This is a genomic window from Pseudomonas sp. RIT-PI-q (assembly GCF_001297125.1).
In the GTDB taxonomy this organism is placed as follows: domain Bacteria; phylum Pseudomonadota; class Gammaproteobacteria; order Pseudomonadales; family Pseudomonadaceae; genus Aquipseudomonas.
The window spans coordinates 61770-86180 of sequence record NZ_LHPC01000051.1; the positions used below are offsets into that span (position 1 = coordinate 61770).

Below are 24411 nucleotides of genomic sequence, written 5' to 3' on the forward strand. Positions count from 1 at the left end.
CAAGCGGCAAACCTCGCCCTGCTGGCAGGGTGTGGCCCGTGTGGCTACAACTGCTGCAAATGCCCATACAGCTTGGCGTACAAACCACCCTCGGCAATCAATTGCTGGTGGTCGCCATCCTCGGCAATTTGCCCGCCGTCGAACACCAGCACACGGTCAGCTTGTTTCACCGCGGAAAGTCGATGGGCAATGATCAGCGTGGTGCGGTTGCTCAGGAAACGCGCCAGCGCCTGGTGCAGGTTGTATTCGGTGGCCGCGTCCAGCGCCGACGTGGCCTCATCGAGAATCACCACCTTGGGCTCGGCCAGGACCATTCGCGCAATCGCCAGCCGTTGACGCTGACCGCCCGACAAGCGCACGCCGGAACGCCCGACGATACTGTCCAGGCCATTGGGCAACTCACGAACCGTGGTGTGCAGCTGGGCAATTTCCAGTGCCTGCCAGCAGGCCTCGTCGCTGCGTTCGCGGCCCATGGTCAGGTTGGCCCGCACGGTGTCGTTGAACAGCGCCGGGTGTTGCAGGACCACGGCGACATTTTCCCGCACGGTGTCCAGGCCGATCTCTTGCTGGGTCGAGCCACCGAAGCGGATGGTCCCGGCCAACGGCGTGTACAAGCCCAGCAGCAATTGCACCAGCGTGCTCTTGCCGCCACCGCTGGCGCCGACGATCGCGACTTTTTCGCCGGGGGCGATGGACAGGTCCATCTGGTTCAACACCAACTCGTCGCCATAACCGAAACTCAAACCCTGGACTTCGATACCCACAGTCTCGCGACCGTTAAACGGGTCGACACCCCCCGGATATTCAGGCTCATCGGCACGGGCCAGCAACTCATTGATTCTCGACAGCGCGCCACCGGCCGCGTAGTAGGCATATTGCAGGTTCAGCAGTTGTTCCACCGGACCGATCATGAACCACAGGTAGCTGAACACCGCCAGCATCTGGCCGATGGACAGGTCGGAAAACAGCACGGTGAGCATCGCCGCCGCGCGGAAAATATCGATACCGAACTGGAACAGCAAACCGCTGGCACGGTTCGATGCATCGGTTTTCCACTGGGAGTTCACCGCGTAATCGCGCACTTCCCGAGCCCGCTGGCCGAGGCGCCCGAGGAAAAAGCCCTGACGGTTGCCGGCGCGCACTTCCTGAATGGCATCGAGGGTTTCAGTCAGCGCCTGGGTGAAGCGCGAAGTGCTGTCGTTCTCGAGTTTCTTCAGGTGCTTGACCCGCTTGCCCAACAGCACTGTGGCGTAGATCACCAACGGGTTGAACAGCAGGATCAACAGTGCCAGTTGCCAATGCATCCACACCAGAATGCCGGCGGTGCCGACCAGCGTGAGCATCGCCACGAGGAAGCGGCTGAGGGTTTCGCCGACGAATTTGTCGAGGGTGTCGAGGTCGGTCACCAGGTGCGTGGTCACCGTGCCGCTGCCCAGGCTTTCGTACTCACCCAGGGAGATACGCTTAAGGCGTTCGATCAGGCGCACGCGAATGCGGTACACGATGTCCTTGGCCAGCGCCGCGAACAACCGCGCCTGCACCACGTTGAACAGCAATGCCGCGCAGCGCAGGGTCAAGGTCACCAGCAGCATCAGGCCAATGTAGCCCGCCGCTTTCTGCCAGCCATCAGGCAGTGCGTGGTTCATGATCTTCAGCGCGGCATCACCGTGTCCCAGCAGGACTTCGTCCACCAGCAACGGCAGAAGCAAGGGGATTGGCACGCTGCAAAGGGTCGCCAGCACGGCCACGCCGTTGGCGATCCACAGGGATTTCTTGTGATGAAGGGCCAGCCGACGGATTTCCGCCCAGCTCAGACGATCGACACGTGGAGCGGTTGCGGCGTTGTCGGGCAGATCATGCACAGGCAGCGCGCTCCAGCCAACGGCCGAGCAGCGGTGACAGTACGCTCAGAGGTTGATAGCCATTGGTCAACAACGCCAATTGACCATCACGCTCTGCGAGCAAAGTAGGGAAACCGGCAATGCCCAGGTCCTGGACCCAGGTGAAATCGGCAGCGGTTGCGGCGTGCATGTCGGCACGGTCGAACGCGGCGGCGAACTCGATACGCGGCAGACCGGCCTGCTCCGCCAACTCCACCAGAACACTGGCGTGGGTGACATCGCGCCCTTCAGCGTAAAACGCGTGCTGAATCAGCCCGAGCAGTTTCCACGCGCAATCCGGCGCCAGGCTGCGCGCCGTCACCAGCGCCCGACAGGCAGGCTCGGTGTCGTAGACAAAGCCGTCCGGCAGCGCGCCTTCGCGCTTGAACGGCTGGCCGGTGGCCTCGGTGACCGCCTGCCAGTGTTCAAGAATATAGCGCCGGGTGGTCGGCTCCAGCGCCGAACCACTGCCGGTGCGCAAACCGCCCACCACCAGATGCACATCCACACCCGCTGCCTGCGCCTGCTCGACCAGCGCATTGGCAACCGGCGCAAAGCCCCAGCACCAGGAACACATTGGGTCCATCACATAGAGCAGGCGGCGCGCAGACATGGTTCAAGCCTCGGAAGGTGTTTGCTTGTAGTTGTAGCCGATCGGGTGAGGCATGTTGCGAGCCTTGGCCAATTCGATCTGCTTTTGCCGGTCGATGGCACTGCGACGGGTTTTCTCGCTCAGCTTATCCCAGCAATGGGGGCAACTGATGCCAGCCACATAGTGCTCGGATGTGCGGTCTTCAACGCTGACGGGGGTACGACAGGCATGGCATTGATCGTAGTCGCCTTCGCTGAGGTCATGGCGAACGGTCACGCGGTTGTCGAACACAAAGCAGTCGCCCTGCCATTTGGTTTCTGCCTGCGGCACCTCTTCGAGGTACTTCAGAATGCCGCCCTTGAGGTGATAGACCTCATCGAAGCCCTGGCTGAGCATGTAGCTCGAGGCCTTTTCGCAACGAATGCCGCCGGTGCAGAACATCGCGACTTTCTTGTGCACGGCCGGGTCGAAATGGGCTTTGATGTAGTCGGGGAATTCGCGAAAGCTTGTTGTCTTCGGATCGATGGCGCCTTCGAAGGTGCCGATCGAGACTTCGTAGTCGTTGCGGGTGTCGATCAACAGCACCTCTGGATCGCTGATCAGTGCGTTCCAGTTCTCTGGATCGACGTAGGTGCCGACCTTCTTGTTCGGGTCCACGCCTTCGACGCCGAGGGTGACGATTTCTTTCTTCAGTTTGACCTTGGTGCGATAGAACGGCTGCTCGTCGCAGTACGACTCTTTGTGGTCGATGTCGTCCATACGCGGATCGTTCTTGAGCCAGGCCATCAGCCCGTCGATGCCTTCGCGACTGCCGGACACGGTGCCGTTGATGCCTTCTTCGGCGATCAGCAACGTGCCTTTGATGCCGTTGTCGACCATTGCTTGCAGCAGTGGCTCGCGCAGGGCGACGTAATCTTCCAGGGTGACGAACTTATACAGTGCCGCCACGACAATCTGTTGTGTCATGGGTGTTTCTCCAGGTGGCTACCCTCGTAAAGGGTGAACCGGATGCGAAAAAAAACGCGCCGGGTAAGCGGCGCGTTGGGCATTCTAACAAAAATAACCCTCCCTGTAGGAGCACGGCTTGCCGGCGATGGCGATTTCAAGGACGCCTTCGCCGGCAAGCCGGCTCCTACAGGGGGTAATTTCAGTGTTTGCTGCCGCCAGCACAGGTTGGCGAGGCCGGAGCCGCGTCGATCTGTGCCCATTCTTCAGGCGTGTAGGTATGCAGCGCCAACGCATGGAACTCGCCCATCAGCTCGCCGAGCGTGCCGTAGACTTTCTGGTGACGCTTGACGCGATTGAGCCCTTCGAACTGCTGGCTGACCACCACCGCCTTGTAATGAGTTTGCAACCCACGGCTGTGCATGTGGCTTTCATCCAGCACTTGCAAATGCAAGGGCTGCAACAGTCCTAGCGTCGATTCGATGCGTTGTTGCATGGTCATACCGAACTCCGGTTAAGGCTTTTTCTTGGCTGGAGCGGCGGCGCCTTTAGGCTCCAGCTCGGCAGTCATGTCAGCCAGCAGTTTGTTGACCACAGGCACCGCGCTTTCCAGCTTGGCTTGAGTCATCTGGGCCGATTGCTGAGTCAGCTGTGGCATTTTTTCCAGGACTTTCTTGCCCAGTGGCGACTGGTAGAAGGCAACCAGGTCTTTGAGCTCGGATTCGCTGAAGTTGGTGGTGTAGAGCTTGACCATGTCCGGCTTCAGCTTGTTCCAGCCAATGGCTGCGTCCAGAGCTGCATTGGCCTTGGCCTGATAGGTTTCCAGCAAGGCTTTTTTCGATTCAGGGGCTTTGGTCTGTTCAAAGCGCTGAGCGAACATTTGCTGCACTTGCATGTACACCGGAGTGCCCAATTTGTCAGCGTGCGCCAGAGTCAGGAAAGCTTCGGCACTGGCGTTGTGGCTGGCGGTATCGGCAAAAACAGGGCCGCTGGCGCAAACCAGTGCAACCGCGGTACAGATGGCACGAAGACGAGTCATCGAGTTTCCTTTTCTAGCAGGCGAGGTCATTACCCCAAGGGCGACCATTCTGCACCTAAAAAAGTGTGTCACTCAACCCCAAGCCTTGTCGGGCCTGATTTAGAGGGGTTGAATGGTCAAAAACCAGACTGATGGAACCACGGCCGGCGATCACGGCCTAAACTGCGCTATCAGACCTACAGGAGTGTGCATGATGAGCCGTATCGAAACCGACAGCCTTGGCCAGGTGGAAGTCCCGGATGAAGCCTACTGGGGCGCTCAGACGCAACGCTCGCTGATCAACTTCGCCATCGGCAACGAAAAAATGCCGCTGGCCGTGCTGCATGCCTTGGCGCTGATCAAGAAAGCCGCGGCACGGGTCAACGACCGCAATGGCGACCTGCCCGCCGACATCGCCCGGCTGATCGAACAAGCCGCCGACGAAGTGCTCGACGGCAGCCACGACGACCAATTCCCGCTGGTGGTCTGGCAGACCGGCAGCGGCACCCAGAGCAACATGAACGTCAACGAAGTGATCGCCGGGCGTGCCAACGAACTGGCCGGCAACCCGCGTGGCGGCAAGTCGCCGGTGCACCCCAACGACCACGTCAATCGCTCGCAAAGTTCCAACGACTGCTTCCCCACCGCCATGCACATCGCTGCGGCGCAGGCCGTGCAACAGCATTTGCTGCCGGCGATCAACGAACTGTCGGGTGGATTGGCGGAGCTGTCTGCGCGGCACATGAAACTGGTCAAGACCGGCCGCACGCACATGATGGACGCGACGCCGATTACCTTTGGTCAAGAAGTCTCGGCGTTCATAGCGCAACTGGATTACGCCGAACGGGCGATCCGCAGCGCATTGCCGGCGGTCTGTGAACTGGCTCAGGGCGGCACCGCCGTCGGCACCGGGCTGAACTCGCCACACGGTTTTGGCGAAGCGATTGCCGCCGAACTGGCCGCCCTCAGCGGTCTGCCATTCGTCACCGCACCGAACAAATTCGCGGCGCTGGCCGGCCATGAGCCGCTGACCACGCTGTCCGGCGCGCTGAAAACCCTTGCCGTAACCCTGATGAAAATCGCCAACGACCTGCGCCTGTTGGGCTCCGGGCCGCGCGCCGGTTTCGCCGAAGTGAAGCTGCCGGCCAACGAACCAGGCAGCTCGATCATGCCCGGCAAGGTCAACCCGACCCAGTGCGAAGCCCTGTCGATGCTCGCTTGCCAGGTTTTGGGCAACGACGTTGCGATTGGTTTTGCCGCGAGTCAGGGGCACTTGCAATTGAACGTGTTCAAGCCGGTGATCATCCACAATTTGCTGCAATCGATCCGCCTGCTGGGCGATGGCTGCAGCAACTTCCAGCAGCATTGCATCGCCGGCCTGGAGCCGGATGCGGCGAAAATGGCGGAACATCTGGAGCGTGGGTTGATGTTGGTGACGGCACTCAATCCGCACATCGGTTATGACAAATCGGCGGAAATTGCCAAGAAGGCGTACAGCGAAGGGCTGACCTTGCGTGAGGCGGCATTGCAGCTAGGGTATCTGACCGATGAACAGTTTGATGCGTGGGTAAGGCCGGAGAATATGCTCGAGGCGGGGGCCAAGGGCTGAGACCTGCAGTGACTGATAGTCAGCCTTCGCGGGCAAGCCTCGCTCCTACAGGATTTGTGTCGTTCATGGAAATTGTGACCGGCACAAATCCTGTAGGAGCGAGGCTTGCCCGCGAAGAACGATGACGCGGTTTAACTGGCCGCCATCCGTACCTTCCGCGCCCGAAGCCCGGCAATCAATGACGGCCCCAACGCCACCAGCGCCGACCCCACGACCACCAGCACCGCCCCGCCATACCCCAGACCATTGATCGTCTCGGCATGCACATACTCCGGCCACAACCACGCCGCGATTGCCACGGCGACGAAGGTCACCAGCGGCGTGATCGCCAGCGTCGCACTCACCCGCGAAGCTTCCCAGTGAGCCAACGCCTCGGCAAACGCGCCATAGGCAACCAGGGTATTCATGCAGCACGCCAGCAGCAGCCAGCCTTGCAGCGGGCTCAGTTGCAGCGCTTCCAGCGGATGCACCCACGGCGTCAGCAACAGCGCACAGAACAGGTAGATCACCATCATCACCTGCAATGAATTCCACACCGTCAGCAACTGTTTTTGCCCTAGCGCGTAAAAGGTCCAGACCGTCGAAGCCAGCAGCACCATCAGCACGCCAGCGGTGTAATCGGTCAGCGAGGTCAGCAACTCGGCCAAGCGCTGATTAAAAAACAACGCGAAGCCGATCAGCAGCACCAGCAGGCCAATCGCCTGCCCCACGCTGAACCGCTCCTTGAACACAAACAGGCTGGCGATCAGCAACATGATCGGGCCCATCTGCACCACCAATTGCGCAGTGCCGGGGCTGAGCAGGTTCAGGCCCATCAAATACAGCACGTAGTTGCCCACTAGACCGAGCACCGCCATCAATACCAGCCAGCCTCCGCGCGGACCAAGCACTTTGCGGCTCGGCAGGCGTTTGGTTGCCGCCAGGTAAATGAACAGGCACCCGCCGGACACGATCAGGCGAAACCAGGTCACTGTCACCGGGTCCATCACCAGCAGCACTTGCTTGAGTTTGATCGGCAGGATTCCCCACAACAACGCGGTCAACAAGGCCAGGCACAGACCGTAAACCCAGCGACCCGATGAAATGTGCATGCGAACCCCAAAGCCAAGTAGCGAGAAGCGTCATTCTAGGCGCAGAGCCGTGCGGCACACAGGGACAGTTGGCCGTTAGCCGCGAATGAAACTGTGCAGGTCGCAACGCTGACCGGGCGACATGCCGTCGATCGGTTGGCCAGGCGTCGCAAAGGGTTCCTGCATAAGCTCATTGAATTCGCCAACCGGAACATCCCTCAGGAGATCGCCATGTACGGCATGCGCGCCCAGGACCACGCCCCCGCCACGCACTTTCGCAGTGACCGGATGTGTCGTGTGAATGGGGAGTTGTACTTCAGCACCCGGGAAAACACCCTGGAGGGGCCGTTTGAAAATCCGCAGAAGGCGGCGCGCGCGATTCAGGCCTACATCGAGCGGATGCTGCTTTTGCGCATGAGCCTATAGACCGCATCGCGGGCAAGCCCGCTCCCACAGATTCTGTGGCGTACACGATAGTTGTGATCGCCGCCATTCACTGTGGGAGCGGGCTTGCCCGCGATAGCCATCCAACAGTCGCTACAAACTCCGAAAGAGTTAACGCACCGCCTCAAACAACCCGGTCGCCCCCATCCCGCCCCCGACACACATGGTCACCACGCCGTAACGCAAGTTGCGCCGCTGCAACTCCCGCACGATATGCCCCACCTGACGCGACCCGGTCATGCCGAACGGGTGACCGATGGAAATCGAGCCGCCATTGACGTTGTACTTGTCGTTATCGATCTCCAACCGGTTGCGGCTGTACAAGCACTGCGAGGCAAACGCTTCATTGAGCTCCCACAGGTCGATATCGGCAATTTGCAAACCTTTGGCCTTGAGCAACTTCGGCACTGAAAACACCGGGCCGATGCCCATTTCATCCGGTTCACAGCCGGCCACCGCAAAGCCACGGAAGAACGCTTTCGGCTTCAGCCCCAGTTCCAGGGCTTTTTCCAAGCTCATCACCAGGGTCATGGAAGCGCCGTCAGACAGTTGCGAAGAGTTGCCGGCCGTGACCGACCCGTCTTCAGCAAACACCGGCTTCAAACCCGCCAGGCTTTCCAGCGTGGTGTCCGGGCGATTGCAGTCGTCGCGATCGACGATGCCGTCGAGGATCTGCACCTGACCGGTGACCTTGTCCTCAACCCGATACTTCACCGCCATCGGCACGATTTCATCGTCGAACAACCCGGCTGCCTGAGCCTGGGCGGTGCGTTGCTGGCTTTGCAGGGCGTACACATCCTGTTCTTCACGGCTGACGTTGTAACGGCGCGCGACGATTTCGGCGGTCTGGCCCATCGGGAAGTAGATGCCTGGCACCTGCTCTTTCAGCAGCGGGTTGATCAGATTGTCAGTGTTGACGCTTTTCATGGTCAGGCTGATGGACTCGACGCCACCGGCGACGATGATGTCGCTGCAACCCGAGGCAATCTGGTTGGCGGCGATGGCGATCGCCTGCAAGCCCGACGAGCAGAAGCGATTGAGGGTCATGCCGGCAGTGCCGATGCCCAAACGCGAGAGCACCGCAACGTTGCGTCCGATGTTAAAACCCTGGGCGCCTTCGTTGGAGCCGGCGCCGACGATGCAATCCTCGACGCTGGCCGGGTCGATGCCCGTGCGCGCCAACAACGCGTTGACGCAGTGCGCCGCCATGTCGTCCGGACGGGTCTGGTTGAACTTGCCGCGAAAGGATTTGGCCAGGCCGGTCCGCACGCTGTCGACGATCACCACTTCACGCATGGCATACCTCATTGTTGTTGTCGGTTGAGAGTGGACCGAGCATAAGTCCACCTCATAACCGACCGCGACAATCATTCACCCCGCGTATGCGTAACCATCGGATCACTTCGTGTGTCGCTTCGCCTTCTTGTCGTGCTTGTCGGACTTTTCGAAGGCTTCTTCCAGCGCATGGTTGATGGTGCGCAGGACCTTGACCCGCGCCCAGCGCTTGTCATTGGCTTCTACCAGGGTCCAGGGCGAAATCTCGGTGCTGGTGCGATCGACCATGTCGCCGACCGCCGCGCGGTAGGCATCCCATTTGTCGCGGTTGCGCCAGTCGTCTTCGGTGATCTTGAAGCGTTTGAAAGGGATCTCTTCTCGCGCCTGGAAACGCTCCAGTTGCGTCTGCTTGTCGATGGCCAGCCAGAACTTGACGACGATGACGCCTGACTCGGCGATCTGCTCTTCGAAATCGTTGATTTCGCTGTAGGCCCGCAGCCAGTCCGCCGGCGGGCAGAAACCTTCAATACGCTCCACCAACACCCGGCCATACCAGGAACGGTCGAACACAGTGAACTTGCCCTTGGCCGGAATGTGCCGCCAGAACCGCCACAAATAAGGTTGAGCCCGTTCTTCTTCGGTGGGTGCGGCAATCGGCACGATGCTGTATTGGCGCGGATCGAGTGCTGCCGCGACCCGGCGAATCGCCCCGCCCTTGCCTGCCGCATCATTACCTTCGAACACCGCCACCAGGGCATGCCGACGCATGCGTTTGTCGCGCATCAACCCGGAAAAACGCGCCTGCTCGGTAATCAGTTGCTCTTCGTAATCGTCCTTTTCCAGGCTTTGGGTCAAATCCAGGCTGTCGAGCAGGTTCAACTGATCAACATGAATGGGTAGCGGCGCGGCATTGACCTTGTCCGGATGGACCTCGGAACGCTTGAGGGCATTTTGCAGGCCTTCGAGCAGGATTTGGCCGACCGCCAGGCTGCGGTAATGAGCGTCGACACCTTCAATCACATGCCAAGGCGCGTAGTCGCGGCTGGTGCGACGCAACACGCGTTCACCGTACTTGACGAACTTGTCGTAGGTTTTCGATTGCTGCCAGTCCAGCGGACTGATGCGCCAGCTGTGCAGCGGGTCATCCGCCAGCGCCTTGAGGCGCGCGTTCATTTGCTTCTTGGAGAGGTGAAACCAGAACTTGAAGATCAGCGCGCCTTCGTCGCAGAGCATTTTTTCAAAACGCTCGGACTGGTTGATCGACTGATCGAGCACCGCGTCCTTGAACAAGCCATGAACCCGGCCTTGCAGCATCTGGCTGTACCAGTTGCCGAAGAAAATCCCCATGCGGCCCTTGGCCGGGAGCATCCGCCAGTAGCGCCAGGCCGGTGGCCGCGCCAGTTCTTCGTCGGTCTGCTGATCAAAGGTGCGGACCTCGATCAGGCGCGGGTCCATCCACTCGTTGAGCAACTTGACTGTCTCGCCTTTACCGGCGCCTTCGATGCCGTTGATCAGCACGATCACCGGAAAACGGCCTTGCTGTTGAAGTTCGAACTGAGCGTCCAGCAAGGCTTCACGCAGGACCGGTACTTCGGCGTCGTAGGTTTCTTTGTCGATGGCGTGACCGATTTCAGCAGATTCGAACATGGGACGGCTCCTTCCAGGATTGAGCAAGACTAGCGGATTGACTCTTTATCCGTGGGAGAAATCCCTTACTTCGTAATAACGAGCACTCATGTAGCAGCTGCCGAAGGCTGCGTTCGGCCGCGCAGCGGTCGTAAATCCTGAATCCGCGTTTTGCCTGAAAAAATACATTGGCTGATTTTACGACCGCTTCGCGGCCGAACGCAGCCTTCGGCAGCTGCTACAGGTTTTTCGGTGAGTCTGCGCACGCGTGCCTTGCCATGGATCAAGCACCCCGCTGGCGATCGGCTAGAATGGCCGCCTTGTCGTTGCCGAGCCTGCCATGAAACCTGTATTGCCCCACGCCCAGCTCGACTGGGATGACCAAGGTCTGCCGCGTTCGCGGGTGTTCGACGATGTGTATTTTTCGGACAAGTCGGGCCTTGAAGAAACCCGCTACGTGTTCCTTGAGCAAAACCATTTGCAGGAACGCTTCGCCGCGTTACCGGTCGGCGGTCGACTAGTGATTGGCGAGACCGGTTTCGGCACCGGACTGAATTTCCTGTGTGCCTGGCAGCTGTTCGAGCAGCACGCGGTGGCCGGCGCGCGAATGCATTTTGTCAGCGTCGAAAAGTACCCGCTAAGCCAACCTGACCTGCAGCGGGCGCTGGCCTTGTGGCCGGAGCTCAAGCCATTGGCCGATCAACTGCTGGCGCAGTACGTGGCGATCCATCAGGGCTTCCAGCGCCTGGTGCTGGACAACGGTCGTGTCACCTTGACCCTGCTGATCGGCGATGCGCTGGAACAGTTGCCACAGCTGGACGCACAGATCGACGCCTGGTTTCTCGACGGTTTCGCCCCGGCGAAAAACCCCGACATGTGGACCGCCGAACTGTTTGCCGAACTGGCGCGTCTGGCCGCGCCCGGCTCGACCATCAGCACCTTCACCAGCACCGGCTGGGTGCGTCGTCTGTTGAATGCGGCGGGCTTCAAGATGAAGCGCACACCGGGCATCGGCCACAAATGGGAAATCCTGCGCGGCGTGTTCCTCGGCTGGCCCGAAACTGCAGCAGCGCCCGCCGCGACAAAACCATGGTTTTCCCGTCCGCAGCCGTTGACCGGTGAACGTCGTGCACTGGTGATCGGAGCCGGCCTGGCCGGTTGCGCCAGCGCGGCGAGCCTGGCCGCGCGCGGTTGGCAAGTGAGTCTGCTGGAGCGTCACGATGCCCTGGCGCAGGAAGCCTCGGGCAATCCTCAGGGTGTGCTGTCCCTCAAGCTTTCGGCGCATGGTACGGCGCTGTCGCAACTGATCGTCAGTGGCTTTGGCTACACCCGCCGTGTGCTCGAACACCTGCAGCGAGGCGTCGATTGGGATGATTGTGGCGTGCTGCAACTGGCGTTCAATGCCAAGGAAGCCGAGCGTCAGGCGCAATTGGCGGCGGCGTTCTCTCCAGAGCTGGTGCACATTCTCGATCAACCTCAGGCTCAGGCGCAGGCCGGGATTGCCCTGGATCACGGTGGCCTGTTCTACCCGGAAGGTGGCTGGGTTCATCCGCCAGCGTTGTGCCACTGGCAGGCGTCCTCGACGAATATTCAGTGGCTGCCGCACCGTGAAGTGCTTGAGCTGCGCAAGGTCGATGATCAGTGGCAAGCGTGGGACGGTGATGCGCTGCTGGCCAGTGCGCCGGTAGTGATTCTGGCCGGCGCCGCCGAGATCAAGCGTTTTGCGCAAAGCGCCGAGCTGCCGCTCAAACGCATCCGTGGGCAAATTACCCGCCTGGCGCAAACCTGCGAAAGCCAGGCGCTGGCGACGGTGGTGTGTGCCGAAGGTTATGTGGCACCCGCTCGCCTGGGTGAACACACCCTCGGCGCCAGCTTCGATTTCAAGAGCGATGACTTGACTCCGACCGTCGCCGAACACCTCGGCAACCTGGCCTTGCTTGAGGAGATTTCCACCGACCTGGCCACCCGTCTGCACGCTCATGACCTCGACCCGCAACACCTTGAAGGACGCGCCGCGTTCCGTTGCACCAGCCCGGATTACTTGCCGATCGTCGGCCCGCTGGCCGAGCAAGCGGCCTTCGCCGATGCCTATGCGGTACTGAGCAAGGACGCCCGGCAAGTCCCCGATGTTCCTTGCCCTTGGCTGGACGGTTTTTACGTCAACAGCGGCCACGGTTCTCGCGGCCTGATCACCGCCCCGCTGTCGGGAGAGCTGCTGGCGGCATGGCTGGATAACGAACCCCTGCCGCTGCCCAAGTCGGTCGCCGAAGCCTGTCATCCCAACCGTTTTGCGGTCCGGCAACTGGTCCGCGGGAAAGTCTGACCCCGCGCCTTATAACTTATCGGTCTAAAACTCCGGGGATTGAGCCGGGTCAGTTTCTGAGTACCTGCCGTTTCTGGCAGGTATCGATTGACCCTCCCCAACGGAAAAACCGGTAAGGACTTTATGTGCGGATTAGCTGGCGAGTTACGCTTTGATCATCAACCTGCGGACCTCGCGGCCGTTGAACGAATCACCCATCACCTGGCGCCTCGCGGCCCCGATGCGTGGGGCTTCCACAGCCAGGGGCCGATTGCCCTGGGCCATCGACGCCTGAAAATCATGGACCTGTCGGACGGCTCGGCGCAGCCGATGATCGACAACCAACTGGGCTTGTCCCTGGCCTTCAACGGCGCGATCTACAACTTCCCGGAACTGCGCACCGAGCTGGAAAGCCTCGGTTACGCCTTCTATTCCGGCGGCGACACCGAAGTGCTGCTCAAGGGCTATCACGCCTGGGGCGAAGCACTGCTGCCGAAACTCAACGGCATGTTCGCCTTCGCCATTTGGGAACGCGACGCCAAACGCCTGTTCATCGCCCGTGACCGTCTCGGCGTGAAGCCGCTGTACCTGTCGCGCACCGGCCAGCGCCTGCGCTTTGCCTCGTCGTTGCCGGCATTGCTCAAGGGCGGCGACATCAACCCGATCCTCGATCCGGTGGCGCTCAATCACTACCTGAATTTCCACGCCGTGGTTCCGGCACCGCGCACCTTGTTGGCCGGCATCGAAAAACTGCCGCCAGCCACCTGGATGCGTATCGAAGCGGATGGCAGCACCGAGCAGAAAACCTGGTGGACCCTGCCCTACGGCCCACACGCCGATGAGATGAATCTGACCCTCGAAGACTGGCGCGACCGCGTGCTCGACAGTACCCGTGACGCCGTGGCGATTCGCCAACGTGCTGCGGTCGATGTCGGCGTGCTGCTTTCCGGCGGTGTCGATTCGAGCATGTTGGTCGGGCTGTTGCGTGAAGTCGGCGTGGAAAACCTCTCGACCTTTTCCATCGGTTTCCACGATGCCGGTGGCGAGCGTGGCGACGAGTTCCAGTACTCGGACCTGATCGCCAAGCACTACAACACCCAGCACCACCAACTGCGCATCGACGAAAAAGAGATCATCGAGCAACTGCCGGCCGCGTTCCGCGCCATGAGCGAGCCGATGGTCAGCCACGATTGCATTGCCTTCTATCTGCTGTCGCGTGAAGTGGCCAAGCACTGCAAGGTGGTGCAAAGCGGCCAAGGCGCCGACGAACTGTTCGCCGGTTACCACTGGTATCCGCAGGTGGATGGCGCCAGCGATCCGTATGCGGCGTACCGCGATGCCTTCTTCGATCGCAGCTACGAGGACTACGCCGCCACGGTGCAGCCGAAATGGCTGACAGCGAATGACGCCGCTGGCGACTTCGTGAAGGAACATTTCGCACAACCTGGTGCCGATGCCGCCGTCGACAAAGCCCTGCGTCTGGACAGCACGGTGATGCTGGTGGACGACCCGGTCAAACGCGTCGACAACATGACCATGGCCTGGGGCCTGGAAGCGCGCACGCCGTTTCTCGACTATCGCCTGGTGGAATTGTCGGCGCGGGTGCCGGGCAAATTCAAACTGCCGGACGGCGGTAAACAGGTCCTGAAAGAAGCGGCGCGGCTGGTGATTCCAAGTGAAGTGATCGACCGTAAGAAAGGTTACTTCCCGGTGCCGGGTCTCAAGCATTTGCAGGGCGACACATTGAACTGGGTGCGTGAATTGTTGCTCGACCCGAGTCAGGATCGCGGCCTATTCAACCCGGCCATGCTCGACCGCCTGCTGACCGACCCGCAAGGTCAACTGACCCCGTTGCGCGGCTCCAAGCTGTGGCAATTGGCGGCGCTGAACCTGTGGCTCAGTGAACAAGGACTCTGATCATGAAACCTCATGCCACGGCTTATAGCCAACGCTTGTTGCGCGGTCAGGCGCCCTCTTACGAACGCTTGCAGGCACGCCTCGCCGAAGACGGCAGCGAACTGGGTGCGGCGCCAATTGCCGTGCATTGCGGTTGGGGCCGGTTGCTGATCGGCCACACCTTTCCCGATGCGGCGAGCCTCGCCCAGGAATTGCTCAACGAACATACCGGCGAACGCGACATTGCCCTGTACGTCGCCGCGCCCCAGCAGGTGTTGGGGCTGGAGCCGGCGCAGCTATTCCTTGATCCGTCCGACACCTTGCGCCTGTGGTTCAGCGATTACCGTCAGTCCACCCGAGTGTTTCGCGGCTTTCGCATTCGTCGCGCGCAAAGCGATGCGGACTGGCAGGCGATCAATCAGCTGTATCAATTGCGCGGGATGCTGCCGATCGACGCGAGCCTGTTAACCCCGCGTCATCAGGGCGGCCCGGTGTATTGGCTGGCCGAAGACGAAGACAGCGGCGCGATCATCGGCAGCGTGATGGGCCTCAATCATCACAAGGCGTTCAACGATCCGGAAAACGGCAGCAGCCTGTGGTGCCTGGCGGTCGATCCGCAATGTTCGCGACCCGGTGTCGGCGAAGTGCTGGTGCGGCATTTGATCGAGCACTTCATGAGTCGTGGCCTGAGTTACCTCGACCTGTCGGTGCTGCACGACAATCGGCAGGCGAAAAGTCTTTACGCCAAGCTCGGCTTCCGCAACCTGTCGACCTTCGCCATCAAGCGCAAGAACTGCATCAATCAGCCGTTGTTCCTGGGCCCGGGCCCGGAAGCCGAGTTCAACCCGTATGCGCGGATCATCGTCGAGGAAGCTCACCGTCGCGGCATCGATGTGCAGGTCGATGACGCCGATGCCGGGATGTTCACCCTCAGCCATGGCGGGCGTCGGGTGCGTTGCCGCGAATCGCTCAGCGACCTGACCAGCGCCATCAGCATGAGCCTGTGCCAGGACAAAAGCCTGACGCACAAAGTGCTCAAGGCGGCCGGCTTGAACCTGCCGTCGCAGCAACTGGCGGGTAACGCCGATGACAATCTGGCGTTTCTCGACGAGCACGAACGGGTGGTGGTCAAACCGCTGGATGGCGAACAGGGTCAAGGGGTGGCGGTGGATCTGCGGACCATCGAAGAGGTTCAGCAAGCCATCGAATCGGCCCGCCAGTTCGACAGCCGCGTGCTGTTGGAAAGCTTTCACGAAGGTCTGGATTTGCGGATTGTGGTGATCGGTTTCGAGGTGGTCGCTGCGGCGATTCGCCGGCCGGCAGAGGTGGTGGGCGATGGTCAGCATTCCATCGGTGCACTGATCGAGGCCCAGAGTCGACGCCGGCAGGCCGCCACCAGCGGTGAAAGCAAAATCCCGCTGGACCATGAGACCGAGCGCACTTTGCAGGCGGCGGGTCACGGCTACGAGAGCATTCTGCCGGCCGGCGAGCATCTGTTCGTACGGCGTACGGCGAATCTTCATACCGGCGGCGTGCTTGAGGACGTCACGGCGATCCTGCATCCGACCCTGGTGGATGCGGCGGTGCGCGCGGCGCGGGCGCTGGATATTCCAATGGTTGGGCTCGACCTGATGGTGCCGGCGGCCGATCAGCCGGAGTATGTGTTTATCGAAGCCAACGAACGTGCCGGACTGGCCAACCATGAACCGCAGCCGACGGCCGAGCGGTTTGTGGATTTGTTGTTTCCGCATAGTCAGCCGGCGGTTTCTTAGTGATGTAGCGCCTGGACGGGCCTCTTCGCGGGCAAGCCTCGCTCCTACAGGTCACCGTTGCCTTTGTAGGAGCGAGGCTTGCCCGCGAAGGCGTCCGTTCAGGCAACCCTTCCTTTCCCCTCATCGAAACCATCGATGCTGTTTACTCATCAGGAGTTTCCATGACCAGCAAAATTCCCGAACCAGACCTCAACTACCTGCAAAAAGTCCTCCTGGAAATGCTCGCCATTCCCAGCCCGACCGGGTTCACCGACACCATCGTGCGCTACGTCGCCGAGCGGCTTGAAGAGCTGGGCATTCCATTTGAAATGACCCGACGCGGAACCATCCGCGCCACCCTCAAGGGCAAGAAGAACAGCCCGGACCGTGCAGTCTCGGCGCACCTGGACACCATCGGCGCGGCGGTTCGCGCGATCAAGGATAACGGTCGCCTGACCTTGGCCCCTGTCGGTTGCTGGTCCAGTCGATTTGCCGAGGGCAGTCGGGTGAGCCTGTTCACCGATAACGGCGTGATCCGTGGCAGCGTGTTGCCGCTGATGGCTTCCGGGCACGCGTTCAATACCGCCGTGGATGAAATGCCGATCAGTTGGGATCATGTCGAATTGCGCCTGGACGCCTATTGCGCCACACGCGCCGATTGCGACTCACTGGGGATCAGCGTCGGCGATTTCGTCGCCTTCGATCCGCTGCCAGAGTTCACCGAAAGCGGCCACATCAGCGCCCGTCACCTCGACGACAAGGCCGGTGTGGCAGCGCTGCTGGCGGCGCTGAAAGCGATCGTCGACAGCGGCGAAGAGCTGATGATCGACTGTCATCCGTTGTTCACCATCACCGAGGAAACCGGCAGCGGCGCTGCGGCGGCATTACCTTGGGATGTCAGTGAATTCGTCGGCATCGACATTGCGCCCGTCGCGCCGGGCCAGCACTCCAGCGAACACGCGGTGAGCGTGGCGATGCAGGATTCTGGCGGGCCGTATGACTATCATCTGTCGCGGCACCTGCTGCGACTGGCCAGTGACAACGAGTTGCCGGTGCGTCGCGACCTGTTCCGGTATTACTTCAGCGATGCTCACTCGGCGGTCACCGCCGGCCACGACATTCGCACCGCCCTGCTCGCCTTCGGCTGCGACGCCACCCACGGCTACGAACGCACCCACATCGACAGCCTGGCAGCGCTCAGCCGTCTGCTCGGCGCCTACATTCTCAGCCCGCCAGTGTTCGCCAGCGATGCGCAACCGGCCAAGGGTTCGCTGGACCGGTTCAGTCATCAGATCGAACATGACACGCAGATGGAAAGTGATACCCGGGTGCCGTCGGTGGACAGTCTGGTGGGGCAGCGGTCGGAGAGCTGATCCAAGGGTTTTCGTTGTTTGAAAGATGGCCATCGCGGGCAAGCCCGCTCCCACATTTGACCGCATTCTCATGAACGAACTCGGTCACCCTGTGGGAGCGGGCTTGCCCGCGAAGGCGTCTAATCAGGCACCGCATCAGGCCCGGGCTAGCCGCAACCGCCCATTCGCCGTAGCATCGCGCCATTGTTTAGCCGAGGTGCCTATGCTGATCCCTTACGACCAACTTGAAGTCGACACCCTGACCCGCCTGATCGAGGATTTCGTGACCCGTGACGGCACGGACAACGGTGATGACACGCCGCTGGAAACCCGCGTTTTGCGTGTTCGTCAGGCATTGACCAAAGGCCAGGCGTTGATTGTCTTCGATCCGGAAAGCGAGCAATGTCAGTTGATGCTCAAGCATGACGTGCCCAAGCACCTGTTCGACTGAGGCCTTAGCGTCCCTTGGTTTTATCCAGTTCGAGCTGGATACGGTCGTAGATTTCTTCACGGTGCACAGGGACGGCCCGTGGCGCTTCGATACCGAAGCGCACGCTGTCTCCGCTGACCGCTACAACGCGCACGGAAATCTCGTCACCGATGGAAATCAATTCGCCCACAACGCGGCTGAGTACAAGCATGGCATTCGTCCTTCAGGGTTATCGAACCCTGAAGATGCCCGGCCCTTGGCAGGTCTTCAATGCGACGGCAGCAAACCAGAACGCCCCTACAGCACCAGCCGAGCGCCTCTTACGGAAACTTCCGACAAATCATGTCAATGAAGGACCGATCCTTCAGGACGCGGAGAAACGCGGCCCGAAAAGGATGACGCTGGCCCCGATTACGCACAGAGCCACACCGATCCAGTCCGAGCCCAGCGGACGAATCCGCTCGACCACCGCCAGCCAGCCAATCGACGCAATGATGTAGATGCCACCGTAAGCGGCATAGGCGCGACCAGCGTAGGTCGCTTCGACTCGGGTCAGCAGCAAGGCAAACAAGGTCAGGCTGAGGAGCGCCGGCACAACCCACCACACGCTTTTGCCCTGGCGCAGCCACATCCAGAACGCAAAGCAGCCGGCGATTTCGAACAGCGCGGCGAGAAAAAACCACAGGTAATTGAGCATGCAAACGTCTCGCAAGGGATGGCCGATGGCGGCCACCCTAACGAGGGGGTTGCCTGCGGGCAAGTTCAGCCTGCGGTTTGTTTGGCCTTGGCGCGCATTTTGTCGGCCATGACGGTCATTTCGTTGTAGAGCAATTGCGGGTTCTTCTGCTTGAGCGCCCAGGCCATGCGGCCCTGCTCGTGCGGCAGGATCATGAACTCGCCGTCGGCGACGTGCTGATAGATATAGTCGGCAATGTCGGACGCGGTGATCGGCGAGCTTTCCAGCAACTTGCCGACCTGGGCTTTCATGGCCGGTGTCGGGCCGCGGAAGGAATCCAGCAGGTTGGTCTGGAAAAACGATGGGCACACCACATGCACGCCGATTTCCTGCTGCGCCAGTTCGACCAACAGGCTTTCGGACAACGCCACCACGCCGGCCTTGGCCACGTTGTAGTTGCTCATGGCCGGGCCTTGCATCAGGGCTGCCATGGACGCGATGTTGATGATCTTGCCTTTGCTTTTCTCCAGCAGCGGCAGGAAGGCCTTGCAACCCTTGACCACGCCCATCAGGTTGATCGCGATCTGCCAGTCCCAGTCTTCCAGGGACAGTTCGTTGAAGAACCCGCCCGAGGCGACGCCGGCATTGTTGACGATGACATCGATGCCACCGAGCTTCTCTTCGCAGGCCTGGGCGAAGGCCGTCAGCTGGCTGTAATCACGTACATCACAACGCTGGATGAAACCGTCGCCGCCGGCTTCGCGAACCAGTTTCAGGGTTTCTTGCAGGCCGGGCTCGCTGACGTCCGACAAGGCCAGCTGCCAGCCCTCGCGCGCCCAGCGTAGCGCGATTTCGCGACCCAGGCCTGAGCCCGCGCCAGTGATCATCATGCGATTTTGCATAGCAAACAGCCTTGTTGTTCTGGGGAAGATGTGCCGAGTGTAGCGAAGGAAATTGCCAGACCCACGCTCCATCAGATTGCTGAATGGCGCAGGCAAAGCCAAAAGATCGCAGCGTTCGGCAGTTCCTACAGGTATAGATGAGTAACTAGCGCAACTAAAACAAACGAAATAACGCTTTCTTCGAAAAACATTAAAAAAACTTGGAATTTTCCTTCATGCGCGACAGTCGGATTTTGTAAGCAGCTCGGATTTACTTGCATTCCAGCTGACAGTTAAAGGTTAGGTCATTCCAGAACACTTCCAACAAGGAAATAGACATGGGCACAATTCTTATCGTTATTCTGATCCTCCTGCTGGTAGGTGGTTTGCCGGTCTTCCCACACTCCAGAAGTTGGGGTTATGGCCCGTCGGGTATCATCGGCGTGGTGTTGGTAGTGCTGTTGATCCTGCTGTTGCTTGGCAAGATATAAAGAATTAACAGGCAAAAAAAGAGGCCCTTTCAAGGGCCTCTTTTTTATTGCGCCAACACTTAGTCCGGCTTGCCGTCAACCACACCGGCGGTGTTGTCGATCAGGCTTTTGGTCGCCGTTTGCAGGAACGCTTCGAGCTTGAGTTTCAGCTCAGCCGTACGCGGTGCATTCGGCACGATCTCGGCGTGAGGCGTGGCGCCGAGTTCGTACTGGTACATCTTCGGCTCCATCTCTTTTTCTTTCGGCAGCACCAGGATCTGGTCAGCGGTGATGATGGCCGTGGTCTGTTCGCTGCCCGACGGCTTGATCACACCAAAACCGGTGTCGCCTTCAGGCAGATTGAGCAGGTCACGTCCCCAGCACTGATGGCGCACTTCGCCACCGATGCGACCCATGATGGTCGGCACGATGTCGATCTGTGTGCCCACGGTGTGGTCACGCTGGCCGAATTTTTCCTGGATGCCCGGTGCGATCATCAGCATCGGTACGTTGAAGCGGCCCAGGTCCATTTCGGTGATCTGACGCTCGTTGCCAAACCCGTGGTCGCCAACGATGACAAACAGGGTTTCCTTGAAATACGGCTCTTTGCGGGCCTTTTCAAAGAACTGGCCCAGCGACCAGTCCGCGTAACGCATGGCGGTCAAATGCTCGTTCAGGCTACCGCGATCGGTCACACGCTCGACCGGCAATGGCGTCGGCAAGGCGTATGGCGTGTGGTTGGACAGGGTTTGCAGCAACGCATAGAACGGCTTGCCGTTTTCCCGTGCCTTGAGCTCTACCAGGCCACGGTCGAACATGTCCTGGTCGGACACGCCCCACGTCGGGTCGGAGAACACCGGGTTGACGAAGTCGTTACGACCAATGAAGTTGGTCATGCCTTGGTTGCTGAAGAAACCCGACTGGTTATCCCAGGCGAAGTCGCCGTTGTAGACGTACACGTCGTCGTACTTACGCGCACTGAGCAACTGCGGCAGGCCGGACAGTTTGTGGCTGCCTTCCGGGGTCTGCATCAGGTATTCGAAACCCGGCAGGTTCGGGAAGCAGGCCATGGTGGCGAACATACCCTGGTGGGTGTGGGTGCCGTTGGAGAAGAAGCGGTCGAACAGCAGGCCTTCTTTCGACAGTTTGTCGAGGTACGGCGTGATGTTGCCCGGCGCACCCAAGGCGCCGACCGAGTGACCGGCCATGCTTTCCATCAGGATCACGACAACGTTCTTGATCGGCAGCGTCTTGTCGCTCGGCGGCGTGTAATCACGGCGCACGGCGGCGGTCTCGGCATCCACCAGTTTGTCGTCCGGCATCACCAGCATGTCACGCACGATTTGCTGCGCTTGCGGCTGCGGCAACGTAGCTTTCCAGATGTTGTCGCGATCTTCGGACATCCGGCTCTTCGCCGCTGCGACCAGCGACAATGTGCCGTTGAGGCCCAACTGGTTGGCGAAGTTCGAGTCGGTGGTGTAGACGTCACCCCAACGCAGCGGCGGACCTTGACGCAGGGTGCCACGAGCGGCAACCACGCAAACCAGCAAGCAAACCACGAACACCGCGATGCGCGCATACCACGGAGCGATCTGGCGCGTGCCGATGCTGCCACCGCTGAACGGGCCACGAGGGCGGGTCGCACGGTCGGCGCCCTTGAACGCCAGGGTCAGGATCACGGTGCCCACGACCCAGGCCAGCAGGTAGCGAACCACCGGAAAACCGTACCAGAGCATGCTCATCACGGTTTTCGGGTCTTCTTTCACATACTGGAAGACCAGGCCGTTGAGGCGCTGGTGGAATTCGCGGTAGAAGTCCATCTCCATAAGGCCGAGGAACAGCGCGATGCTCGAGGCAATGGTCAACCAGAAACGGAAGAACCCGCGTGCGGCCATGGCGCGTGCGCTGAACAGTGCCAGCAGCAAAGGAATGCAGAGGTAGACCACCAGGCGCAGGTCGAAACGCAGGCCGTTGGCGAATGCTTCAAGGAAGGTCGAAGCTGGCGTGTCGAGGATCATCTCGCGGTTGTAGACCAGCAGCGCGACGCGCAGCAGGCTGAACATGACCATCATGACCAGGGCACACAGTAGCGTGTAGGCCAGATGCGATTTGACGGTCGGTTGCAGCAGGCGACTAGAAGCTCGCTGCTGATTCAGGGCGTCCGGGATTGCCATGTCGTTTTAGGACCCATTGGAAGTTTAAGTTTCAAAAATACAGCTGCGCCTTGCCCTCTGTTGGCCAGTTCTCGGCCCCGGGGCTTGCGCGGTGCGCAAATGTTGCACGATCAACCGCCGCAATGCCATTGATTACTGCCCGGATGTTGGCGCGGGCGAATTGTCTTGGACGCTTTGTGAAAATTTCGTACAGGGCGATATCTGGAAACACATTATTGGCGTTGGTTTGTGTGTATATCCGTTGCTGCGGTAGTGGCGGCTTATGGTTTCGCTCTTGCAGCGAGTCACTTGGAAGAGCCCTGTAGGAGCTGGCTTGCCAGCGAAGATCGTCAACGATGGCGCGTTTCATCAGGATAAACGTGGTGTATTCGAATGCTTCGCTGGCAAGCCAGCTCCTACAGGGCTTTCACTCGCTGTAAAAGCAAAACCGCCAGCGGCCGTTACCGAAGAAAACGGATATGCACAAAAACGCCGAAGTTACTTCTCAGCGCGTTCCTTCAAAGCTTTCAAGGTATTAAAAGGCGCATCCACCACAAACTTGTTGGCAACCATCGAAGGAATGCTACCGCCCGGCTCGGTATGCACCTGATAGGTCACTTCAACCTGATCGCCCTTGGGCACAAACTTCCAGAAACCATCAACCTTGGTCACCCGCACAAAGCCCTTCTCTTCAGGAATGTACGTCGGCACACCTTCAAGTTTGCGAGTCAGGCTGCCATCAGCACCCACAGTGGTAGTGACATGCAACACCGAATCACGCGCAGTCACCGGCCAAGGCGTATTGAACTGAGTGTAAGTCCAGCTCTGATCGCCTTCGTGCTTAAGCAACTTCTGGGTCTTGCATTCGTGAATCCAGGCACAGGCGCCCGGCACATCTTCCTGCAGCGCACGCAGCTTAGCCAGGGTGGTTTTCATCATGGTCACGCCCTGGTAGGCCTTGTAATCGGACCCAGCCACTTCACTCAGGGAAACCTTGATGCCATCTTCGTTCTTGGCGACTTTCCAGTCCTCGGCCTGCGCAGCCGTGTTGGCCAGCAAAACCGTCAAACCACACAACACAGCCATACGATGCAGCGAACCCATAGTCTTATTCCTTATTGTTGAAGTTCCGTTCCTCGAACACATCACGCAGCCGTCATTTCCTCCCACCAACCCAGCAATTTGATCGCTTCGTCATTACTGCTGCCGCAAACCTCGACGTCGGCCTCAAATGCCGAACACACCGCCGGGCGCTCCGGCTTACCGAAAATACTGCACAGGTTTTCGATTGAGAGTTGTACGCAGCGTTCTCCCGCAGCTTTGCCATTAGGCATGCCAGGAATCGGTGAACTGATGGAAGGGGCAATGCAACAGGCGCCACAGCCTGCACGGCATTTCATGACGACGAGCTCCTCGCGATAAGCGATGTGTTAAAGGACGGGACACAGAGTAACCGCTAAAACAGTTGTTTAAAATTACTTGGGACCGGGTTTTTTAGCTGAAACGAAGGTGACTGACCAGTCTCCGACAAAGCGTCTGGTTGGCGGGTCACGGACGGGATCAAATTAGCGCTTGAACTCGAATTCCAGCGCAGCGCCTTCGACTTCACGGCGCTCTTCGTTACGCAGTTGCAACTGCATTTCGTTGCTGATCAGCCGTCCATTGAGCTGAAACGGAGTCGCCTTGTCACCGAACATTTGCGGTAACACCGTATCGTGGCGGGGCAACGGGACTGTACCGATCGGCTTCAACTCCTCGGCCATGTCCTTGGGCAGGCTCAAATCCAATGTGGCCGGTGGCAGTTGAGTTTTCACCACCTCGCTCGCCGGTTTCGATTTGGAAGCAATCGGCGCACGTTTTTTCACCACTGCCGTTTTCTTTTTGGCCGGCGCGGCTTTCTTGGCCGGTGCCGGTTTCTTCGACGTGGCGCTTGCGCTTGCTGGCGGTTTTTCCTGAACGGCAGCCGCCATGACGCCTTCGGCGGGAAAGGTCATCAACAGGCAGATCGATAGCCAAACGGCGGGAAGAATAGGTTTCATGA

The 24411-nt window shown here is 59.9% G+C and carries 24 protein-coding genes; 8 read left to right on the forward strand and 16 right to left on the reverse strand.

Annotation, left to right across the window (positions count from 1 at the left end; genetic code table 11):
- Positions 1-44: 44 nt before the first annotated feature.
- From AEQ67_RS26950 to AEQ67_RS26970, 5 genes are all read right to left on the reverse strand, one after another.
- Entirely contained in the window at positions 45-1862 is a 1818-nt protein-coding gene (locus tag AEQ67_RS26950; protein ID WP_059406813.1) for an ABC transporter ATP-binding protein, read from the reverse strand.
- Positions 1855-2457, reverse strand: coding sequence for a DsbA family protein (locus AEQ67_RS26955; RefSeq protein ID WP_177333688.1), 603 nt, complete (start codon positions 2455-2457; stop codon positions 1855-1857). Before AEQ67_RS26955 ends, AEQ67_RS26950 begins: the two co-directional genes overlap by 8 nt.
- A gap of 39 nt (positions 2458-2496) precedes the next feature.
- The gene (trhO, locus tag AEQ67_RS26960; RefSeq protein WP_059406815.1) at positions 2497-3438 is read right to left on the reverse strand and encodes an oxygen-dependent tRNA uridine(34) hydroxylase TrhO; all 942 of its coding nucleotides are present in this window, start codon (positions 3436-3438) and stop codon (positions 2497-2499) included.
- A 181-nt stretch (positions 3439-3619) separates the two neighbouring features.
- The gene (locus AEQ67_RS26965; RefSeq protein ID WP_059406816.1) at positions 3620-3919 is read right to left on the reverse strand and encodes a BolA family protein; all 300 of its coding nucleotides are present in this window, start codon (positions 3917-3919) and stop codon (positions 3620-3622) included.
- 12 nt (positions 3920-3931) lie between these two features.
- Positions 3932-4456, reverse strand: coding sequence for a DUF2059 domain-containing protein (locus AEQ67_RS26970; protein WP_056742489.1), 525 nt, complete (start codon positions 4454-4456; stop codon positions 3932-3934).
- Between the two features lie 193 nt (positions 4457-4649).
- Between AEQ67_RS26970 and AEQ67_RS26975 the strand changes: the two genes are divergently transcribed.
- Entirely contained in the window at positions 4650-6044 is a 1395-nt protein-coding gene (locus AEQ67_RS26975) for a class II fumarate hydratase (RefSeq protein ID WP_059406817.1), read from the forward strand.
- Positions 6045-6175: 131 nt separating this feature from the next.
- Here the strand turns inward: AEQ67_RS26975 and AEQ67_RS26980 are convergent, their stop codons facing one another.
- On the reverse strand, positions 6176-7135 hold the full coding sequence (locus AEQ67_RS26980) for a DMT family transporter (protein WP_059406818.1): 960 nt from the start codon (positions 7133-7135) through the stop codon (positions 6176-6178).
- 210 nt (positions 7136-7345) lie between these two features.
- Here AEQ67_RS26980 and AEQ67_RS26985 point away from each other — a divergent pair, with 210 nt between their 5' ends.
- On the forward strand, positions 7346-7540 hold the full coding sequence (locus AEQ67_RS26985; protein ID WP_059406819.1) for a DUF6316 family protein: 195 nt from the start codon (positions 7346-7348) through the stop codon (positions 7538-7540).
- Positions 7541-7669: 129 nt separating this feature from the next.
- On the opposite strand, the gene AEQ67_RS26990 is transcribed toward AEQ67_RS26985, so the two are convergent.
- Entirely contained in the window at positions 7670-8854 is a 1185-nt protein-coding gene (locus tag AEQ67_RS26990) for a thiolase family protein (protein ID WP_059406820.1), read from the reverse strand.
- A 102-nt stretch (positions 8855-8956) separates the two neighbouring features.
- Positions 8957-10480, reverse strand: coding sequence for a polyphosphate:AMP phosphotransferase (gene pap / locus AEQ67_RS26995; RefSeq protein ID WP_059406821.1), 1524 nt, complete (start codon positions 10478-10480; stop codon positions 8957-8959).
- 319 nt (positions 10481-10799) lie between these two features.
- Here pap and mnmC point away from each other — a divergent pair, with 319 nt between their 5' ends.
- From mnmC to AEQ67_RS27020, 5 genes are all read left to right on the forward strand, one after another.
- The gene (gene mnmC, locus AEQ67_RS27000; protein WP_059406822.1) at positions 10800-12782 is read left to right on the forward strand and encodes a bifunctional tRNA (5-methylaminomethyl-2-thiouridine)(34)-methyltransferase MnmD/FAD-dependent 5-carboxymethylaminomethyl-2-thiouridine(34) oxidoreductase MnmC; all 1983 of its coding nucleotides are present in this window, start codon (positions 10800-10802) and stop codon (positions 12780-12782) included.
- Positions 12783-12905: 123 nt separating this feature from the next.
- Positions 12906-14678, forward strand: a complete 1773-nt coding sequence (locus AEQ67_RS27005; protein WP_059406823.1) for an N-acetylglutaminylglutamine amidotransferase — start codon at positions 12906-12908, stop codon at positions 14676-14678.
- A gap of 2 nt (positions 14679-14680) precedes the next feature.
- Positions 14681-16429, forward strand: a complete 1749-nt coding sequence (gene ngg / locus AEQ67_RS27010; protein ID WP_059406824.1) for an N-acetylglutaminylglutamine synthetase — start codon at positions 14681-14683, stop codon at positions 16427-16429.
- A 161-nt stretch (positions 16430-16590) separates the two neighbouring features.
- Positions 16591-17781 (forward strand): osmoprotectant NAGGN system M42 family peptidase, encoded by a 1191-nt coding sequence (locus tag AEQ67_RS27015; RefSeq protein ID WP_059406825.1) that lies wholly within the window; start codon positions 16591-16593, stop codon positions 17779-17781.
- Positions 17782-17983: 202 nt separating this feature from the next.
- The gene (locus AEQ67_RS27020) at positions 17984-18211 is read left to right on the forward strand and encodes a YheU family protein (protein WP_007945785.1); all 228 of its coding nucleotides are present in this window, start codon (positions 17984-17986) and stop codon (positions 18209-18211) included.
- Positions 18212-18215: 4 nt separating this feature from the next.
- Here AEQ67_RS27020 and csrA read toward each other — a convergent pair whose 3' ends face one another.
- From csrA to AEQ67_RS27035, 3 genes are all read right to left on the reverse strand, one after another.
- Positions 18216-18401 carry a carbon storage regulator CsrA gene (gene csrA / locus AEQ67_RS27025; protein WP_059406826.1) on the reverse strand — a complete coding sequence of 62 codons (186 nt, stop codon included), beginning with the start codon at positions 18399-18401 and terminating at the stop codon, positions 18216-18218.
- A gap of 153 nt (positions 18402-18554) precedes the next feature.
- Positions 18555-18887, reverse strand: a complete 333-nt coding sequence (locus tag AEQ67_RS27030) for a YnfA family protein (RefSeq protein WP_059406827.1) — start codon at positions 18885-18887, stop codon at positions 18555-18557.
- Between the two features lie 65 nt (positions 18888-18952).
- Positions 18953-19768 carry an SDR family oxidoreductase gene (locus AEQ67_RS27035; protein WP_059406828.1) on the reverse strand — a complete coding sequence of 272 codons (816 nt, stop codon included), beginning with the start codon at positions 19766-19768 and terminating at the stop codon, positions 18953-18955.
- A gap of 311 nt (positions 19769-20079) precedes the next feature.
- Here AEQ67_RS27035 and AEQ67_RS34335 point away from each other — a divergent pair, with 311 nt between their 5' ends.
- Positions 20080-20238, forward strand: a complete 159-nt coding sequence (locus AEQ67_RS34335; RefSeq protein WP_169858239.1) for a DUF3309 family protein — start codon at positions 20080-20082, stop codon at positions 20236-20238.
- Between the two features lie 59 nt (positions 20239-20297).
- Here AEQ67_RS34335 and AEQ67_RS27040 read toward each other — a convergent pair whose 3' ends face one another.
- The 5 genes from AEQ67_RS27040 to AEQ67_RS27060 all read right to left on the reverse strand — a co-directional run bounded on the left by AEQ67_RS27040 (position 20298) and on the right by AEQ67_RS27060 (position 24409).
- Positions 20298-22391, reverse strand: coding sequence for an LTA synthase family protein (locus AEQ67_RS27040; protein WP_059406829.1), 2094 nt, complete (start codon positions 22389-22391; stop codon positions 20298-20300).
- Between the two features lie 31 nt (positions 22392-22422).
- Positions 22423-22740 carry a hypothetical protein gene (locus AEQ67_RS36040; RefSeq protein WP_059406830.1) on the reverse strand — a complete coding sequence of 106 codons (318 nt, stop codon included), beginning with the start codon at positions 22738-22740 and terminating at the stop codon, positions 22423-22425.
- A 128-nt stretch (positions 22741-22868) separates the two neighbouring features.
- Complete coding sequence (locus AEQ67_RS27050) at positions 22869-23474, reverse strand: START domain-containing protein (protein ID WP_059406831.1); 606 nt, start codon at positions 23472-23474, stop codon at positions 22869-22871.
- 41 nt (positions 23475-23515) lie between these two features.
- Entirely contained in the window at positions 23516-23770 is a 255-nt protein-coding gene (locus AEQ67_RS27055; protein ID WP_059406832.1) for a YkgJ family cysteine cluster protein, read from the reverse strand.
- A gap of 165 nt (positions 23771-23935) precedes the next feature.
- Positions 23936-24409, reverse strand: a complete 474-nt coding sequence (locus AEQ67_RS27060) for a hypothetical protein (protein WP_059406833.1) — start codon at positions 24407-24409, stop codon at positions 23936-23938.
- Positions 24410-24411 lie beyond the last annotated feature (2 nt).

Coding starts and splice junctions, on each gene's coding strand:
- AEQ67_RS26965 (WP_059406816.1), bottom strand. CDS start 3,919: ATGACCATGCAACAACGCATCGAATCGACGCTAGGACTGTTGCAGCCC.
- AEQ67_RS27060 (WP_059406833.1), bottom strand. CDS start 24,409: ATGAAACCTATTCTTCCCGCCGTTTGGCTATCGATCTGCCTGTTGATG.
- ngg (WP_059406824.1), top strand. CDS start 14,681: ATGAAACCTCATGCCACGGCTTATAGCCAACGCTTGTTGCGCGGTCAG.
- pap (WP_059406821.1), bottom strand. CDS start 10,480: ATGTTCGAATCTGCTGAAATCGGTCACGCCATCGACAAAGAAACCTAC.
- AEQ67_RS27050 (WP_059406831.1), bottom strand. CDS start 23,474: ATGGGTTCGCTGCATCGTATGGCTGTGTTGTGTGGTTTGACGGTTTTG.
- AEQ67_RS26975 (WP_059406817.1), top strand. CDS start 4,650: ATGAGCCGTATCGAAACCGACAGCCTTGGCCAGGTGGAAGTCCCGGAT.
- AEQ67_RS36040 (WP_059406830.1), bottom strand. CDS start 22,740: ATGAAACGCGCCATCGTTGACGATCTTCGCTGGCAAGCCAGCTCCTAC.
- mnmC (WP_059406822.1), top strand. CDS start 10,800: ATGAAACCTGTATTGCCCCACGCCCAGCTCGACTGGGATGACCAAGGT.
- csrA (WP_059406826.1), bottom strand. CDS start 18,401: ATGCTTGTACTCAGCCGCGTTGTGGGCGAATTGATTTCCATCGGTGAC.
- AEQ67_RS27005 (WP_059406823.1), top strand. CDS start 12,906: ATGTGCGGATTAGCTGGCGAGTTACGCTTTGATCATCAACCTGCGGAC.
- AEQ67_RS26955 (WP_177333688.1), bottom strand. CDS start 2,457: ATGTGTTCCTGGTGCTGGGGCTTTGCGCCGGTTGCCAATGCGCTGGTC.
- trhO (WP_059406815.1), bottom strand. CDS start 3,438: ATGACACAACAGATTGTCGTGGCGGCACTGTATAAGTTCGTCACCCTG.
- AEQ67_RS27035 (WP_059406828.1), bottom strand. CDS start 19,768: ATGCAAAATCGCATGATGATCACTGGCGCGGGCTCAGGCCTGGGTCGC.
- AEQ67_RS26980 (WP_059406818.1), bottom strand. CDS start 7,135: ATGCACATTTCATCGGGTCGCTGGGTTTACGGTCTGTGCCTGGCCTTG.
- AEQ67_RS27015 (WP_059406825.1), top strand. CDS start 16,591: ATGACCAGCAAAATTCCCGAACCAGACCTCAACTACCTGCAAAAAGTC.
- AEQ67_RS26990 (WP_059406820.1), bottom strand. CDS start 8,854: ATGCGTGAAGTGGTGATCGTCGACAGCGTGCGGACCGGCCTGGCCAAA.
- AEQ67_RS27040 (WP_059406829.1), bottom strand. CDS start 22,391: ATGGCAATCCCGGACGCCCTGAATCAGCAGCGAGCTTCTAGTCGCCTG.
- AEQ67_RS26985 (WP_059406819.1), top strand. CDS start 7,346: ATGTACGGCATGCGCGCCCAGGACCACGCCCCCGCCACGCACTTTCGC.
- AEQ67_RS27055 (WP_059406832.1), bottom strand. CDS start 23,770: ATGAAATGCCGTGCAGGCTGTGGCGCCTGTTGCATTGCCCCTTCCATC.
- AEQ67_RS26970 (WP_056742489.1), bottom strand. CDS start 4,456: ATGACTCGTCTTCGTGCCATCTGTACCGCGGTTGCACTGGTTTGCGCC.
- AEQ67_RS27020 (WP_007945785.1), top strand. CDS start 17,984: ATGCTGATCCCTTACGACCAACTTGAAGTCGACACCCTGACCCGCCTG.
- AEQ67_RS27030 (WP_059406827.1), bottom strand. CDS start 18,887: ATGCTCAATTACCTGTGGTTTTTTCTCGCCGCGCTGTTCGAAATCGCC.